We start from the raw sequence: 15,106 nt of genomic DNA on the forward strand, positions 1-15,106 counted from the left end.
CTCACGCCGCCATGGCCGCGAGCGGCAGCGGCGATACGCCCAGCGCGCTTTCCGCGATCACGCGGCCGACAATGATGACCACCGGGCCGTCCAGTTCGGGCTTGCCGGCGAGCGCGGCCAGTTCGTCCAGCCGGCCGGCATAGGCCTTGCGATCCTCGCGCGAGGCATTCTCGACGACGGCAACCGGGGTCGAGGGCGCGATGCCGGCATCGAGCAGCTTCGCCGCGACCTTGGCCGCGACGCTGCGGCCCATATAGACGGCGACGGTGGCGCCGGAAAGCATGAGCCCGGCCCATTCCGGCAGCGTGTCGCCGCGCATGTCGTGGCCGGTGGCGACGACGAAGGTCGAGGCGACATCGCGGAGCGTCAGCGGGATCTCGAAATCGGCGGCGGCGGCGATCGCGGCGGTGATGCCGGGGACGATGTCGAACGAAACGCCGGCAGCCCGCAGCGCCGCCATTTCCTCGCCGGCACGGCCGAAGATCAGCGGATCACCCGACTTCAGGCGCACGACGCGGCGGCCGTCACGGGCCTCGCGGATCAGGATATCGTTGATCTCGTCCTGGCTCGCGGCGTGAACCCCCTTGGACTTGCCGACATAGATGCGAAGGGCGTCGCGCCGGCCCATGGCGACCACGGCCTCCGGCACGAGCTTGTCATAGACGATGACGTCGGCCTCCTGCAGCAGGCGCTGGGCCCGCAGCGTCAGAAGATCCTCGGCGCCCGGACCGGCACCGACGAGACTGACATGACCGGCGAGCACGTTGTCCGCCGCCTCGTGAAGATCGGCGGAAGCCTCGGCGCGGCCTTCCGCGATCCGGCCGGCCAGCACCTTGGCGGCCGTCGGGCCGGAGAAGAAATGCGCCCAGAAGCGGCGGCGCGCGTCGCTGGCAGGTATCTGCGCCGCGACGCGCTCGCGCAGCGTTTCAGCCAGCGCCGCCAGATCGCCGAGCGCGGGGGCCAGCATGGCATCGATCCGCGCCCGCACATGGCGCGCCAGCACCGGGGCGGTGCCCTCCGTGGCGATCGCGACGGAAAGCGGCGCGCGGTTGACGATCGCCGGGACGTAGAAATCGCAAAGATCCGGCCGGTCGACGACATTGACGGGAACGCCGGCCGTGCGGGCAAGGCCCGCCAGCGCGCGGTCGATCTCGACCTCGCCGCTCGCGGCGAAGAACAGCGCGGCGTCTTGAAGATCGCCGGCTTCGGGCCAGCGCGCCACATGGACGGCGCCGCTGGCGGCGATCTCGGCCGCCGCCTCGGCGTCAAGTTCCGGCGCGAACAGGAAGCAGACGGCGCTGGTCTCGCCAAGGAGCCGCAGCTTCGCCGCCGCTGCCTCGCCGCCGCCGGCAATCACGACCCGGCGTCCTTCCACCTTGTGGAAGGCGGGAAAGGTCGACAGCCTTCGATGGGCAGAAGCCATCGACATCTCCGATCGCGGCGGGAACCTGGAACGCTTGGAAGCTATCTAAAGAAAGCAGGGCCGGAAGACGACGAAGGCCGTTCCAATCTAAGGGAGTGGATTGGAAAATAATACTGCGCACACGGAAAGTACCGCCCCGGCCCGGCAAAGCTCGCAAGCGGCGGCATGGCACGGCCCGCCTCGCTTTGCGCCCCGATCTGAGCCGCTTTCCAAATTCACGCGCCGACGATTCCCAAGGCAATACACGACAATATCAGTCGTGTATTCGGAACGCCGTACCCGTTGCCGCCCTGGCCTCAGAACACGCCGGCTCCAAGCTCCGCCGCCTCGGCATGGGCGCGGAACATCGCGAACAATTCGCGGCCCATGCCATGCTCGTTCTCGGCGAGATCGGGTGTCGCCGGGCGGCGTGCCGCGAACTCCGCCGGGTCGACCAGAACGTCCAGCTCGCCGGTGACCGCGTCGAGGCGGAGGATATCGCCATTGTGTATCCGGGCGATCGGGCCGCCGGCCACCGCCTCGGGCGTGACATGGATCGCCGCCGGCACCTTGCCCGACGCGCCCGACATGCGGCCATCGGTGAGCAGCGCGACGCGCTGGCCGCGGTCCTGAAGGATGCCGAGCGTCGGCGTCAGCTTGTGCAGTTCCGGCATGCCATTGGCTTTCGGGCCCTGGAAGCGGATCACGGCGATGAAATCGCCGGTGAGTTCGCCGGCCTTGAAGGCGGCGAGCAAACCGTCCTGCGTGTCGAACACCTTGGCCGGTGCTTCGATGACATGGCGATCCGGCTTCACCGCCGAGATCTTGATGACAGCCCTGCCGAGATTGCCATGGAGCAGCTTGAGGCCGCCGCTCGGTTGGAAGGCCTTAGTCACCGGCGCGAGCACCTTCTCATCAAGGCTCTCGCGCGCGCCCTCGGTCCAGACGACCGCCCCACCCTCGGAGAGCTTCGGCTCGCTCGTATAGGCGGCAAGGCCATGGCCCCAGACCGTCTTGACGTCCTCGTGCAGATAGCCGGCTTCCAGAAGCTCGCGGATCAGGAAGCTCATGCCGCCGGCGGCATGGAAATGATTTACGTCGGCAAGGCCGTTCGGATAGACGCGGGCCAGCAGCGGCACCGCGTCCGAGATGTCCGAGAAATCGTCCCAGGTGAGCTGGATGCCGGCCGCCTTGGCGATCGCGACCATATGCATGGTGTGGTTGGTTGAGCCGCCGGTGGCGTTCAGCCCTACGACGCCATTGACGATCACCTTCTCGTCGACGATCTCGCCGATCGGCGTGAACTCGTTGCCGAGCGCAGTGATGGCGAGTGCCCGCTTCGCCGCCGCCTTGGTCAGAGCCTCGCGCAGCGGCGTGTTGGGGTTGACGAAGGACGAGCCGGGCAGGTGTAGGCCCATGATCTCCATCATCATCTGGTTGGTGTTGGCCGTGCCGTAGAAGGTGCAGGTGCCCGGCCCGTGATAGGAGGCGCTCTCGGCCTCCAGCAGTTCGGCGCGGCCGACCTTGCCCTCGGCATAGAGCTGGCGGATGCGCGCCTTCTCGCCATTCGGCAGGCCGGTCGTCATCGGCCCGGCCGGCACGAACACCGTCGGGATATGGCCAAAGGACAAGGCCGCGATCATTAGCCCCGGCACGATCTTGTCGCAGATGCCGAGAAACATCGCCGCGTCGAACATGTTGTGCGACAGGCCGATCGCCGCTGCCATGGCGATGGCGTCGCGGGAGAACAGCGACAGCTCCATGCCGGTCTGGCCCTGGGTGACGCCGTCGCACATGGCCGGGACGCCACCAGCTACCTGCGCCACGCCGCCGGCCTCACGCGCCGCCTGACGGATGATCTCCGGATAGGTCTCATAGGGCTGATGCGCCGACAGCATGTCATTATAGGCGGTGATGATGCCGATATTCGGCACCACATCGCCCTTCAGGGACGCCTTGTCATCGACCCCGCAGGCGGCGAAGCCATGGGCGAGGTTGCCGCAGGCAAGGCCGGCGCGGCGCACGCCCGCCTTCTTCGCCGCGTCGAGCCGGCGCAGATAGAGCGTACGCGAGTCGCGGCTGCGCTCGCGTATCCGCTCGGTGACCTCGGCGATCTTGGGATGGATGGTCATCGTGGTGTCTCCTGATCGCTGCGATCGATCGATCCGCCGCCGCCGGCCGAAACCGGAGTGGCAGCCGGCTCAAACGATCTCTTCGTGCCACGTGCGTCCGTCGCGCTCGATCAGGGCGATCGAGGCGGAAGGCCCCCAGGTGCCGGCGGTATAGGGCTTCGGCCCTTCGCGCGAAACGGACCAGCCCTCGAGGATCGGATCGATCCACTTCCAGGCCGCCTCGACCTCGTCGCGGCGCATGAACAAGGTCGCGTTGCCGCGGATCACGTCCATGATCAGCCGCTCATAGGCCTCCGGGCTGCGGATCTTGAAGGTCTGCGCGAAGCTCATGTCGAGCGGGACATGGCGAAGGCGCATACCGCCCGGACCCGGATCCTTGATCATGAGCCAGAGGCGCACGCCCTCGTCCGGCTGCAGGCGCATGACGAGCTGATTCGAGGCGAGCTGGCCGGCCGCCTCGCCGAAGATGGAATGCGGGATCGTCTTGAACGAGACAACGATCTCGGAGATACGCGAGGGCAGTCGTTTGCCGGTGCGGATATAGAAGGGCACGCCGGCCCAGCGCCAGTTCTCGATCTCTGCCTTAACCGCGACGAATGTTTCGGTCGACGAATCGCTGCGGCCCAGCTCTTCCAGATAACCCGGCACCGGGCCCCCGGCGGAGGCGCCGGCGCGATACTGTCCGCGCACGGTGACGAGATCGGTCGCACCTTCGCGGATCGGCTTCAGCGAACGCAGGACTTTGAGCTTCTCGTCGCGCATCGCATCGGCTTCAAACTGGCTCGGCGGCTCCATGGCGACGAGGCAGAGCAGCTGCATGATATGGTTCTGCACCATGTCGCGCAGCGCGCCGGCCGTATCGTAATAACCGGCGCGGCTCTCGACGCCGAGCGCCTCGGCGACCGTGATCTGCACATGGTCGATATGGGCGGCGTTCCAGAGCGGCTCGAACAGCGCATTGGCAAAGCGCAGCGCCATCAGGTTCTGCACCGTCTCCTTACCGAGATAGTGATCGATGCGGTAGATCTGGCTTTCCTTGAAAACCTTGCCGACCGTGTCGTTCAATTCGGTCGCCGATGCCAGGCTCTTCCCGATCGGCTTCTCGATGATGACGCGCGTCTGCGGCGTGACCAGGCCATGGGCGCCGATACCCTCGCACAGGACGCCGAAGAGATCAGGCGACACGGCGAGATAGAAGGCGCGGACGCGGTCCTCGCCCTCTTTCAGCACCTTGGCGAGATCCTTCCAGCCCGACTTCTCGGCCGTCGCATCGACCGGCACATAGAAGACGCGCTTCAGAAAGCTCTCGACGAGTTCCGGCTCGCGCTCATGCTGCGGCACGAATTTCTCGAGCGCCTCCAGCGTCGCCTTGCGATAGGCCTCGTCGCTCAGCGGCCGGCGCGAGCAGCCGATGATGCGCGAGACATCCGGGATCTGGCCATCGCGGTGGCGATGATAAAGGGCGGGCAACAGCTTGCGATAGGCAAGATCGCCCGTCGCTCCGAAAACCACGATATCGAATGGATCGACGGCAATGATCCGGCTGGTCATAAAGCTTCCTCTCTCCCGCGGGCGCGGTCCCAAGGCCGAGGACGGCCAATCCGTGTCGTAGACAATTCCGCTTCATATGTTGAGGGGAAAAGTTAGGACATCGAAATAAAACCTGTGCGACGAGTTTCGGCTAGAATCGCCGCGCATCCGTTCGACACGAAGCAGGATACGGGCCAACAGGGGGGAAAAGATGGCGGAACCGGTGTGTCTCGTCCCGGCGGGCGATCGTTGCGGCGAAGGCGTGGTGTGGAGCGAGAGCGAGCGGGCGGTCTATTGGACCGATATCAACCGCTTCCTGGTGCACCGCTACGACACAGAGGCCAAGAGCGTGCGCAACTGGTTCTTCGCCGAGCCGGTGACGACGCTCGGCCTCACCGACCGGCCAGGCACGCTGATCGTGGCGCTCGGCTCCAAGGTCATCCTCTGGCAGCCGGGCAACGACGCCCGCGCCGATTTCGCCCATCCGGAGAAGAATACGCCCGCTGCGCGGCTGAATGACGGCCGGCCGGATCCTTCCGGCGCGCTCATCGTCGGTTCGATGTTCAACAATGTCGCACCGGACGGCAGCGGCATCGACATCACCGGCGGGCCGGTGGGCGGGCTCTACCGCGTGACCCGCGATGGGCGCAGCCGGACTCTGCGAAGCCATATCGGCATTTCCAACACCATGTGCTGGGATCTTGGGCGAAAGCGCTTCTATACCGGCGACACGCTCAAGAATGAGATCTGGGTCTATGACTATGACCCGGCGTCGGGCGAAATTGCCAAGGAGCGCGTCTTCTTCGCCGGCTTCGAACGCGGATCGCCGGATGGCTCGCAGATCGACGCCGAGGGCCATCTCTGGAACACCCGCTATGGCGGCGGCTGCATCGTCCGCGTCTCGCCCGAGGGCAAGATCGCCTCGGTCCTCGACATGCCGGTCGGCAACATCACCAACTGCACCTTCGGCGGCGCGGATCTGAAGACGCTGTTCATCACCACGGCGCAGGGCGGCACGGGACCGCTGGAGCGCCTTGCGGGCGGGCTGTTCGCCTATCGCTCCGAGGTTCCGGGGCTGGCGGAGACGGTTTTCCGTATCGATGGGTAGACCGAAACGCCAGCTACTGATCGCCCCAGCGCTCCTCAGCACGTTGAAAGGGAAAGTCCGCGGCCGCCAATGTCGCCGGGACGAGGAGAAGGAGTGAGCAACGGTCTTTTGTCTGCGTTTTTTCAGCGTTTTGCGCAGGAATGCTCCTGTGGGGGCTGAAAAGTGGCGCTATGCCAGGCACGTCATTTGGGCCATTTGACCGCTCCCGATCTCCGGTGCTCTTCTGGCTCGCGGGAGCTTGTTGGGCTGTGATGGCAGGAGCATGTTTCTGGTTGGCAATTGAAGCTGGATTGTCGAACCGATAACCGTCACGATTGACGGAGAACGAATCGAGAATCGGCGTTCATGCCCCCTTCAGCCCCATTGATGCGAGACGTCGCGCCGAAGCCTATCCCCCAGCACATCGACCTCATGGTGGCGGGCACGCCGCTCGTGCCGCTCGCCGAAGGCGCGCTCTGGTGGAGCGCCGAAAGCACGCTGATCGTCGCGGACCTGCATCTGGAGAAGGGCTCGGCCTTCGCCGCGCGCGGCCAGATGCTGCCGCCCTATGACACCATCGCGACGCTTGCGCGGCTTGAGGCGCTCGTTTCGCGGCTGAGCCCCGAGCGGGTGATAGCGCTCGGCGACAGTTTTCATGACGGCCGCGCGGTCGGGCGCATGAATGAGGGCGACCGCGACCGTCTCGCCGAGCTGACCTCTGCGGCCGAATGGATATGGATCGCGGGCAATCACGATCCGGATCCGCCGAAACATGTCGGCGGCTGGGCGACGAGCGAGCTTTCGATTGGGCCGCTGACCTTTCGCCACGAGCCGCGGCCCGGTGCGATCCTCGGCGAGATTGCCGGCCATCTCCACCCGGCGGCTCGCATTGTCGGCCGCGGCCGCTCGATCCGCCGCCGCTGCTTCGCCACCGATGCGAGGCGCCTCGTCATGCCGGCCTTCGGCGCCCTGGCCGGCGGCCTCAACGTCCTCGACGAGGCCTTCCGGCCGCTGTTCGACGGAAGGGCGTTCCACGCCTTCATGATCGGCGAGGCCGTGCACGCCGTGGCGGGCCGGCGGCTGGTGGGGGAGTGAGGGCGGACGGGGGCCGGGCAATGTTTGGACGGACGAGGTTGCCCCGGATGATGATCGGTCCGAGAACCCGGTACGAACTGAGTTCAAGCATGTCCGCTGATGCGTTTTTCGCCAAGTTAGCCGGAATGCCCAAGCCCTTTGCGTTTGGACTATTTCCCTTTGGCTCCTCCACGTGTGTGAGTGTCAGGCTTGGGGCCAGCCGCTTTGCGGTGTACCGAAACGGCTTTTCCCAAGCGGGCCGGTTGGTCGGCGAACTCCAGTCAGGAACAGCACCACTACGAACGACGGTGACAGCGGATCTTCGCTGGAACGCGAAATATTCGGTAGTAATGTCTATTTTATTTTTGATACTTTTCTTTGTTATAGCGATTTTCGTAACTATTAATGGATTATTTTTATTTTCCGGATCTGTTTCAATTCTTGGAGGACTGGCGCTTTTCGTCGTTCCGGTCGCAATAATGGTCGGGCAGCAGTCGATGGTGATCGCGATGGCGAGGCGCGATCACGACCAGCTGCTGGAATTTCTCGTCAACATCTCAGCCGGTGAAGTCCGGTCGATCGATGCTGGCCACTCGTGAGAGCCGCGACTCCCCAAGAGGCTGGACCGTTGCGATCCCCAGCGCGCCAGATGTGCTTTAGCTAATGCTAGAGCTAATGCTAGCACTGAAGTGTCAGGCGATCACCGATGGCGTACCGCTGGGAACGAGCGGATCATCCCTTGCAGGGCCATCGCGAATGCCATGTCGGCGGCGACTTCCTGCTCACCTATAGATTCGACTACAGAACCAAGCCCGGCGTGATTGTGTTCGTTCGAGCCGGAACCCATGCCGATCTATTCGACGAGTAGTCGGCCCAACCGCCCTACAGCTCCACGAACGCTTCGAACCCGCCATAGATCAGCCGCTTGCCGTCGAAGGGCGGGTCTTCCATCGTGTCCTGCATGCGCGGGTCCTTCATCACCAGCGCGCTGATCCGGTCGCGTTCGGCGCGCGAGGCATAGACGACCCAGGAGAAGACGACGATCTCGTCTTCCTTCGCCTGGACGGCGCGCGGGAACGAGGTCAGCTCGCCGTAAGGCACGTCATCCGCCAGCGCCTCGACATAGGCGAGCGCGCCATGCTCCTTCCAGACCGTGCCGGCGAGCTGCGCGAGCTCCCGGTATGCGTCCAGATTGGCCTTCGGCACGGCGAGCACAAATCCATCGACATAGGTCATTGGCGTTTCCTCCCTCATCGGCCCTTCAAGGCGCATTAGGTCGACAACGCGGCTCCGGGCCGAAAGGTTCCCTCAACCTGGCGGCGGGGTTTCCGGCGCCGCCTCGATCGGGCTCTCCGGGCGTACAGGCCGGCGGGATTGCCGCTTCGCCTCGCGGCTGCGGCGGCCGATATGCGGGGTCTTGGCCCAGTGATGCGGAGCGACGACAAGCTGGAAGAAGGCGCGGTAGCACGCGAGCGACAAGAGAAGCCAATAGGCCGGCAGGAAGATCAGCGCGCCGGCGGGCCGACGGCTGCGGCGCATATGGAACGTCATCGAGGCGAGCAGGGCGAAGACGCAATAGGCCGCGACGAAATTGAAGAGGTTGATGATGATCATGCCGGCGACGAGCGGGCTGTTCCCCCGCCAGAGCAACGCCGGATCGAACAGCAGGAAGAGCGCGGTCACGAGATAGATCGGATACACCCCGGCAGCGACGATAGAGCCGAGCGAGGTCAGGACGAATCCGGCGAAACGCCGGGTGCCGATCTCGCGCCAGAGGCGGAGCGGCTGACGCATATGGACCAGGAAGGTCTGCATCCAGCCTTTCAAGATCGCTTCCGCACGATGCGCGTAGATTCCTGATCGTTCCTCATCGATCGATAAATTGGCGAAAAATCAATTGATTACGAGGATTTTAGATTTCTAATAATTCTTTTTCGATCCGGGAATAGCCGCTATTTTTGTTGCGATGGTGTTGCGATAGGATTGCTGCGGGCTCTAGCGCAACAGGTTCGGGAGGCCGGAATGGTCGAAAAAGGTGGCTCGGGGAAGACGCGGCCGGCTCGGCCGCTGACTGGACCAATCGTCGATAAATTGAAGGGCGAGGGCGAGGCGTACCGAGTTCCGGACACCCGTGCGCAAGGGCTGGCGATCCGGGTCGCAGTAGGAGGCACGAAGACCTGGGACCTTGCATTTCGAATACAGGGGACCGGTCGGACGCGCCGGATGTCGCTGGGCAAGTTTCCAGGCATCTCGGTCGAAGATGCGCGCCGACGCGCTCGCGAACTCGTCGAGGCGGGTCAGCAGGGTCGCGACCTCGTGGTTGAGGAGCGGGATCTGGCGCGCGAGGAGGCTCGTCAGCTCTCGGTCAGCGCGCTGATCGACGAATACGTGAAGAGACGCGTGAAGGGCCGGCTGCGGACCGCGAAGGAGATCGAGGCGCGCCTGAAGCGCGGCCTCAATGATATTCTCGATATGCGCGCGAAGGACGTAAGACGACGGGACGTTCGCGATTTGCTGGACGCCTGCGCTGACGAAGGGCTCTTGCGGGAGGCGGAGAAGCGGCGACAGGTAAGTCGAGCGTTCTTCGGCTGGGCTCTCTCCGTCGACTATATCGAGATCGATCCTACCGCCGGTCTGAAGGCGTACGATCCCGGCACACCGCGAGATCGAGTGCTCTCCGCAAACGAGATCAAGGCGCTCTGGAACTGGCTCGGCGACCTGCCGCCTGACCATGCTGACGTTATGCGTCTTCAACTGCTCCTTGGCGCTCGTGTGGGCGAGATCGGCGGGATGCGGAAGGATGAGGTCGATGTAGAGGCATGGACCTGGACCCTGCCCGCGGCGAGATCGAAGAACAAAAAGGCCCGCATCACACCCCTCGTCGGCGCCGCTCGGGCTATCGTCGAGGTGCGGATTGGAAGCCGAGGCGCGCTGTTCACCACAGAAGGCGGGATTGCATTGAAGGCGACGCATATTGGGACGGCGCTTAGCCACCGAAAGAACCGACTTCCAATCGCGCATTTCAGAACTCACGATCTTCGCCGAACCGTCGCCACCGGCCTCGCGGACCTAGGCATTTCGCTGGACCTCGTCGCGGCAGTTCTCGGGCATGAAGCTGGAAGTTCGAGCACGCGAACGCTCGCGCGGCACTATCTCCGAACCGACGCTGTCGACAGGAAGAAGGTTGCGCTGGAGGCGTGGGATGCGCGGGTCCGCGCGATCCTGGCGGGCGACGCTGATCTGCCGGCCAACGTGGTGTCGATCACCGCAAACGCCCGGTAGTGGGGCCTTCGCATCGGAACGCTTACCGATGACGCGATTTTTCTTCTTGGGCAATACAACATTTTCCAACCCTAAAAACGCGATTAATATCAAAGATAAGGATACGGCGCTAAAATTATCTTCATTTCCTGCCATGTCGAATTTTGTCTCAATGTAATTTTCCAACCCTTGCAACGGATTTACATCGAATTACGTTCGCGATTGTTCTTCTGCTTTCATTGAAGGAACCGCGACATGAACGAGCACGTCGACCGCCTTTTGCGTCCCGAGGAAGCTGCGCAAGAGTTGCAGAACACAGCCGGCACTTTGGCCAAATGGAGAATGCAAAGCGTCGGACCGAAGTTCGTCCGGGTCGGCCGGTCGATCCGTTACAGAAAAAGCGACATTGAACGGTGGCTCCAGTCGCGCACCGTCGCGACCGCGGAAGAGCCGATCGGTCAGCGGGCGAGTGCGTGAGGTCTTTTTGCTGTGGAGATCATCAGCGCCGTCGACTTGATGGCCCGGACGTTCCCTCCTGGCCGTTTCATCATTCCTGGCATCTTGCCTGCCGGCCTGACTTTGCTGGCAGGCCGACCAAAGATCGGAAAGTCGTGGCTCGCGCTGGGGATGTCGCTCGGCGTGTCGTCGGGCGACGACGTACTCGGCCGCCCGGTGGATGCTGGCCGCGTTCTGCACCTTGCCCTTGAAGACGGCCCAAGGCGACTTAAGGACCGCCTCGGTCGAATGCTCGGCGGGCGCCTGCCGAGCAAACGCCTCGACTTTGTGACCCAGATCGCGCCGCTCGACGCGGGTGGCACCGAAGCCATCCGCAAATGGATTGAGACCGCCCCGGAGCCGCGGTTGGTCGTTGTTGATGTGTTCGAGCGTGTCCGCCCGAAAGGGGATAGGTCCGGACGGCTCTATCAGGACGACTACGCTTCGGTCCTGCCGCTCAAGAAAATCGCTGACGACTACGGCGTGGCGGTTGTCGCAGTCACGCACACTCGCAAGTCGGACGCAGAGCTTGATCCGCTTGATGCGGTCAGCGCGACAACTGGACTAACCGGCGCGGCGGACAACGTGCTCATTCTTGCGCGCGGCCCCGAGGGCGCCGCCATCTATGGCCGAGGCCGTGATGTCGAGGAGATCGATCTTGCCCTCCGTTTCGAAGGAGCGCGCGGCCTGTGGCGCGCGCTCGGCGACCGGGAAGATGTCAACCGGTCCGACATTCGAAACGCGATCCTGAAAGTTCTCCGGGCGGCCGTGGAGCCGCTTGGCCCGGCGGAGATCGCAAAGCAGGCCGGTGCGGACCCTGGCAATGTTCGTGTTCGGCTGGGAGCCATGGTCTCGGCCGGCGAGATCGAGAAGATTGGCCGGGGCCTATACTCTACCCCCGTAACACCCGATACATTAGATACCTTCCCCTCTCTCTCTGAAAGTAACGATAGTTACGAATGTAACGGGGGCGAGAGGGTCCCGCGCCCGCGCGCCAAGACGGCGCAGCGCGTTAGCGACGCGATGCGCCCCGAGACCGCATCGTGACCGCTCCAACTATTCTCGCCGAGGCCGTGCGCGAGCTTGCCGATGCGCAACGCGCCGAGGACGCCGCCACCGATTGTCGGCGTCGAGCATTCGAGCGGGTGCTCCAACTCGCCCTCGGTCAACCTGAGAACGCCGTAGACACCCCCGCGGCCTGGCCGCCCGATCCGGCCACGGTTGATCTCAACGAGCGCGATGCTGGCGGAAGGAAGGTCTGGTTGACCGCAACCGAGGTCGGAGGCCTAGCGAAGGTCGACCAGTCAACCGTCCGCAAGTGGGCAAAGCACTGCGAAATTTCCGTCACCATCGGCGGCCGGGTCTATTTTCATCGCAGCCGGACCATGAACCGGACCGGCCGATAGCCGCCCGTTTTGCCTCTTTTGCCCGGCGATTTCCGCGCCGCCGGGCGGCAAGATCGCAGTCCAATCGGAGCCTGCGATGATCAGCCAACCCTTCCTCGAAATTCTGCCGCCCGCGAGCCGCGCCAAGATCGCGCGGCTCGACGAAGACCGCCGCGCCGCGGCATCGCTCGCGTTCGACGCCGCGGAGAATTTTCGCTCCGCTGCTCACGAATATTTGCGCGTCGATGCGGCGGTCCGCGCGAAGATCGCGGCTGCGTACCCCCGCGAACTCGAAGCTACCGCCGGCCCGGCGCCGGCTGGGACCATCGGCCGCCAGATCGATTGGCGTGGCTATGAGCAGCAGCTCCGCAAGCTGCCCGATGCCTGGAACGCCAGCCCTTTCACATGGCGTCGCAGTGCGCTGCCCGAATTGGCTCGTCTTCAGGAGGCCGCTACGCGCCGCGCCGCGGAGCTTGAGGGCTTCGCCGTCCTCGGCGCCATCGAGAGCTGGCTGAGGCGCGCCGCCAATGCCGGCGAGGGACTGAAGAGCGCGAAGCCGGTCGCGGTTCCGGATGGCGATAAGCCCGGTGTCGTCGCCGCTTGCCGCCGCAAACTTGCCGAACTGGACGCTGGTTGGATCGTCACTGAGGGCGCGCCACTGCCGGTGGCCGACATGCGGGCCGGCCTGTCCGCCGCGCTCGACCGCATCGCCGATCGCGGTGAGCCGGTGCTCGATCCGCGCCGCCGCGATGATGACGTGTTCGGCTTCACGGCGCTGTTCAGACAGCTCTATGTGTCGACCGGCGGCGGCAGGACCGCGGCGGTCGGTGACGGCGGTGTCTCGACGCTGGTTTGGCTCTTCCGAACCGAAATCGAAGAGAAACTCGTCGCGCTTCTGCCCCGCCAGGACGCGCCCGGCGCGCTGAACGAAAACCAACGCGAAGCGAACCTCGCCGAGATCGCTGCGGCGCGGCTCGAATGCGAACGGATCGAGGAAGCCGCGATCGTGAAGGCCGCCGCCGGTGGCCTCGTCATTTCGCGCCGACGCGACGCTGATCCGCGCGCCATCCTGGAGGTCGATGCCTGAAATGCCGGGCCAGCTCGTCCATATCGCAGACCGGCTCTTCGGCCGGCCGCTCTTCGTGCATCCGCAGAAGGCGGAAGTGGCCGCAGCGGTTCTCCGCGAGCGGATCGGCACCGGCCTGACCATCGAGGCTCCGCATGGCGAGGTCGAGGCCGGGATCGAGGCGAGCCGGTTTAGCGGGACGCGGCGTGGCCCGGACGGGAACTACAGCGTCGTTCGCAAGCAAGACGGCGTGGCGATGATCCCCGTGATCGGATCGCTGGTCAATCGCGGGCTCTGGCTCGACGCTTACAGCGGAATGACGAGCTACGAAGGCATCGCCGCCCAAGTCAAAGCCGCCGCTGCCGATCCCGACGTGAAGGCGATCCTGCTGGACATCGACAGCCCCGGCGGTGAAGCGACGGGCATGTTCGGCCTTGCCGCTGCGATCCGGTCAGTCCGCGACGCCAAGCGGGTCGTGGCGGTGGTCAACGACATGGCGGCGAGCGCTGCCTTCGGCATCGCGGCCTCGGCCGACGAAATCGTGATCTCGCCGACCTCCATCGTGGGCTCGATCGGCGTCGTTCTGCTTCATCTCGATCGATCCGCGGAAATGGCTCAAAAGGGCATCCGCGCCACGCTGATCCATGCCGGGGCGCACAAGGTTGATGGCCACCCGTTCGGCCCGCTGAGCGCCGAGGTCGCGGCCGACATGCAGAAGAGCGTCATGACGTTCTACGACCGCTTCGTCGAAACGATCGCGGAGGGCCGCCAGGGCAGGCTCACCGCCGAGCAGGCGCGCGCCACCGAAGCGCGAACCTATATTGGTGCCGAGGCGATCAAGGCCCGGTTGGCCGATCGGATGGGCACGTTCGACGCCGTGCTCGCCGAGCTGATCGCCCGGCCCAACAAGTCCCAGCGAACCACCCGGCACCGGCCCGCATCCGCGCCGCCCGCCCCTCAGAAAGGAAGCAGCATGAACCAGAACTATCAGAACGACGAGAGCTTCGCCGCCGGCCGAGCCGCCGGTGTCGCCGAAGAGCGCCAGCGGATCAGCTCGATCTTGGCCCTTCCCGAGGCGGCGGGCCGCGAGAAGCAGGTCTCCGCGCTGATCGCCGCCGGCACCGACGCGGAAAACGCGAAGCTCGTCCTCGACGCCGCTGGCCCGGCCGCCCCGAAGCGGCCGAGCCTCACCGAGAGGATGGCCGAATACGAGCTCGAGAATAAAGCTCTCGGCGCCAGTGGAGGTAGAGGCCCCAACACGCCCTCGGCATCGTGGGACAAGCACGTCGAGCGCCAGAACGCGCGTCTCGGCGAGTGAAGGACACCAACGCGATCGGCGGGGCGCTCCACCCCATGGACCCGGTCGCCGAAGCGGCGGTGCCGAACTCTTCGGCACCGCCAACCATCGCCACCAGGATCTCCGAGATGAGCAGCGACGACTTCGATCGAGGATATGCCGCTGGCCTCGCCGCCGCCCGCGCCTTCGCCGAAGCGCTAGCAGGGCAGCCGGAAAGCGTCGGACGCGAGCGGGTGGCACTTACGATGATGCGCCTAGACGTTTCGCTCCAGGTCGCCATCGCGGTACTCGCCGCGACGCCTGCGATCATACCCGACCCGTCTCTCCCGCTCGACATTCCCCACGTCCCCATCATCGCAATCCACTGACCTCCCAGA

16 protein-coding genes are annotated in these 15,106 nt (G+C 64.9%); 11 read left to right on the plus strand and 5 right to left on the minus strand.

The features are described from left to right. Position 1 precedes the first annotated feature (1 nt). From cysG to zwf, 3 genes are all read right to left on the minus strand, one after another. Positions 2 to 1,423 (minus strand): siroheme synthase CysG, encoded by a 1,422-nt coding sequence (gene cysG / locus OSH05_RS07485; RefSeq protein ID WP_266352111.1) that lies wholly within the window; start codon positions 1,421 to 1,423, stop codon positions 2 to 4. A gap of 296 nt (positions 1,424 to 1,719) precedes the next feature. After that, positions 1,720 to 3,534 (minus strand): phosphogluconate dehydratase, encoded by a 1,815-nt coding sequence (gene edd / locus OSH05_RS07490; RefSeq protein ID WP_104216844.1) that lies wholly within the window; start codon positions 3,532 to 3,534, stop codon positions 1,720 to 1,722. A 69-nt stretch (positions 3,535 to 3,603) separates the two neighbouring features. After that, a complete protein-coding gene (gene zwf, locus OSH05_RS07495) occupies positions 3,604 to 5,085 on the minus strand; it encodes a glucose-6-phosphate dehydrogenase (RefSeq protein WP_104216843.1) in 1,482 nt (493 codons plus the stop codon). Between the two features lie 190 nt (positions 5,086 to 5,275). Between zwf and OSH05_RS07500 the strand changes: the two genes are divergently transcribed. The 4 genes from OSH05_RS07500 (at position 5,276) to OSH05_RS07515 (ending at position 8,093) form a co-directional block, all read left to right on the plus strand. Continuing rightward, positions 5,276 to 6,172 (plus strand): SMP-30/gluconolactonase/LRE family protein, encoded by an 897-nt coding sequence (locus OSH05_RS07500; RefSeq protein ID WP_104216842.1) that lies wholly within the window; start codon positions 5,276 to 5,278, stop codon positions 6,170 to 6,172. 345 nt (positions 6,173 to 6,517) lie between these two features. After that, the gene (pdeM, locus tag OSH05_RS07505) at positions 6,518 to 7,246 is read left to right on the plus strand and encodes a ligase-associated DNA damage response endonuclease PdeM (RefSeq protein ID WP_104216841.1); all 729 of its coding nucleotides are present in this window, start codon (positions 6,518 to 6,520) and stop codon (positions 7,244 to 7,246) included. An 89-nt stretch (positions 7,247 to 7,335) separates the two neighbouring features. Next, positions 7,336 to 7,824: a hypothetical protein gene (locus OSH05_RS07510; RefSeq protein WP_133163029.1), complete on the plus strand. Its 489-nt coding sequence runs from the start codon at positions 7,336 to 7,338 to the stop codon at positions 7,822 to 7,824. A 107-nt stretch (positions 7,825 to 7,931) separates the two neighbouring features. Beyond that, a complete protein-coding gene (locus OSH05_RS07515) occupies positions 7,932 to 8,093 on the plus strand; it encodes a type II toxin-antitoxin system mRNA interferase toxin, RelE/StbE family (protein WP_104216839.1) in 162 nt (53 codons plus the stop codon). Positions 8,094 to 8,107: 14 nt separating this feature from the next. Here the strand turns inward: OSH05_RS07515 and OSH05_RS07520 are convergent, their stop codons facing one another. Beyond that, positions 8,108 to 8,461 carry a DUF1428 domain-containing protein gene (locus OSH05_RS07520; RefSeq protein WP_104216838.1) on the minus strand — a complete coding sequence of 118 codons (354 nt, stop codon included), beginning with the start codon at positions 8,459 to 8,461 and terminating at the stop codon, positions 8,108 to 8,110. 72 nt (positions 8,462 to 8,533) lie between these two features. Beyond that, positions 8,534 to 9,052 carry a hypothetical protein gene (locus OSH05_RS07525; protein WP_104216837.1) on the minus strand — a complete coding sequence of 173 codons (519 nt, stop codon included), beginning with the start codon at positions 9,050 to 9,052 and terminating at the stop codon, positions 8,534 to 8,536. 195 nt (positions 9,053 to 9,247) lie between these two features. On the opposite strand from OSH05_RS07525, the gene OSH05_RS07530 reads away from it, so the two are divergent. The 7 genes from OSH05_RS07530 (at position 9,248) to OSH05_RS07560 (ending at position 15,097) form a co-directional block, all read left to right on the plus strand. Beyond that, complete coding sequence (locus tag OSH05_RS07530; protein WP_104216836.1) at positions 9,248 to 10,507, plus strand: tyrosine-type recombinase/integrase; 1,260 nt, start codon at positions 9,248 to 9,250, stop codon at positions 10,505 to 10,507. Positions 10,508 to 10,741: 234 nt separating this feature from the next. Next, the gene (locus tag OSH05_RS07535) at positions 10,742 to 10,963 is read left to right on the plus strand and encodes a helix-turn-helix transcriptional regulator (protein ID WP_104216835.1); all 222 of its coding nucleotides are present in this window, start codon (positions 10,742 to 10,744) and stop codon (positions 10,961 to 10,963) included. A 12-nt stretch (positions 10,964 to 10,975) separates the two neighbouring features. After that, positions 10,976 to 12,028, plus strand: a complete 1,053-nt coding sequence (locus OSH05_RS07540; protein ID WP_104216834.1) for an AAA family ATPase — start codon at positions 10,976 to 10,978, stop codon at positions 12,026 to 12,028. Next, on the plus strand, positions 12,025 to 12,387 hold the full coding sequence (locus OSH05_RS07545; RefSeq protein ID WP_104216833.1) for a DNA-binding protein: 363 nt from the start codon (positions 12,025 to 12,027) through the stop codon (positions 12,385 to 12,387). Before OSH05_RS07540 ends, OSH05_RS07545 begins: the two co-directional genes overlap by 4 nt. A 76-nt stretch (positions 12,388 to 12,463) precedes the next feature. Beyond that, a complete protein-coding gene (locus tag OSH05_RS07550; protein WP_104216832.1) occupies positions 12,464 to 13,453 on the plus strand; it encodes a hypothetical protein in 990 nt (329 codons plus the stop codon). Beyond that, complete coding sequence (locus tag OSH05_RS07555) at positions 13,446 to 14,750, plus strand: S49 family peptidase (RefSeq protein WP_104216831.1); 1,305 nt, start codon at positions 13,446 to 13,448, stop codon at positions 14,748 to 14,750. Before OSH05_RS07550 ends, OSH05_RS07555 begins: the two co-directional genes overlap by 8 nt. Beyond that, positions 14,747 to 15,097, plus strand: coding sequence for a hypothetical protein (locus OSH05_RS07560; RefSeq protein ID WP_104216830.1), 351 nt, complete (start codon positions 14,747 to 14,749; stop codon positions 15,095 to 15,097). Before OSH05_RS07555 ends, OSH05_RS07560 begins: the two co-directional genes overlap by 4 nt. Positions 15,098 to 15,106: the final 9 nt, after the last annotated feature.

Origin of the sequence: Kaistia algarum (assembly GCF_026343945.1) — a bacterium.
GTDB classification, from domain to species: Bacteria; Pseudomonadota; Alphaproteobacteria; order Rhizobiales; family Kaistiaceae; genus Kaistia; species Kaistia algarum.

Bases quoted from the DNA above. Each gene is read 5' to 3' on its own strand.
- cysG (WP_266352111.1), bottom strand. From the start codon at position 1,423: ATGGCTTCTGCCCATCGAAGGCTGTCGACCTTTCCCGCCTTCCACAAG.
- edd (WP_104216844.1), bottom strand. From the start codon at position 3,534: ATGACCATCCATCCCAAGATCGCCGAGGTCACCGAGCGGATACGCGAG.
- zwf (WP_104216843.1), bottom strand. From the start codon at position 5,085: ATGACCAGCCGGATCATTGCCGTCGATCCATTCGATATCGTGGTTTTC.
- OSH05_RS07500 (WP_104216842.1), top strand. From the start codon at position 5,276: ATGGCGGAACCGGTGTGTCTCGTCCCGGCGGGCGATCGTTGCGGCGAA.
- pdeM (WP_104216841.1), top strand. From the start codon at position 6,518: ATGCCCCCTTCAGCCCCATTGATGCGAGACGTCGCGCCGAAGCCTATC.
- OSH05_RS07510 (WP_133163029.1), top strand. From the start codon at position 7,336: ATGTCCGCTGATGCGTTTTTCGCCAAGTTAGCCGGAATGCCCAAGCCC.
- OSH05_RS07515 (WP_104216839.1), top strand. From the start codon at position 7,932: ATGGCGTACCGCTGGGAACGAGCGGATCATCCCTTGCAGGGCCATCGC.
- OSH05_RS07520 (WP_104216838.1), bottom strand. From the start codon at position 8,461: ATGACCTATGTCGATGGATTTGTGCTCGCCGTGCCGAAGGCCAATCTG.
- OSH05_RS07530 (WP_104216836.1), top strand. From the start codon at position 9,248: ATGGTCGAAAAAGGTGGCTCGGGGAAGACGCGGCCGGCTCGGCCGCTG.
- OSH05_RS07535 (WP_104216835.1), top strand. From the start codon at position 10,742: ATGAACGAGCACGTCGACCGCCTTTTGCGTCCCGAGGAAGCTGCGCAA.
- OSH05_RS07550 (WP_104216832.1), top strand. From the start codon at position 12,464: ATGATCAGCCAACCCTTCCTCGAAATTCTGCCGCCCGCGAGCCGCGCC.
- OSH05_RS07555 (WP_104216831.1), top strand. From the start codon at position 13,446: ATGCCTGAAATGCCGGGCCAGCTCGTCCATATCGCAGACCGGCTCTTC.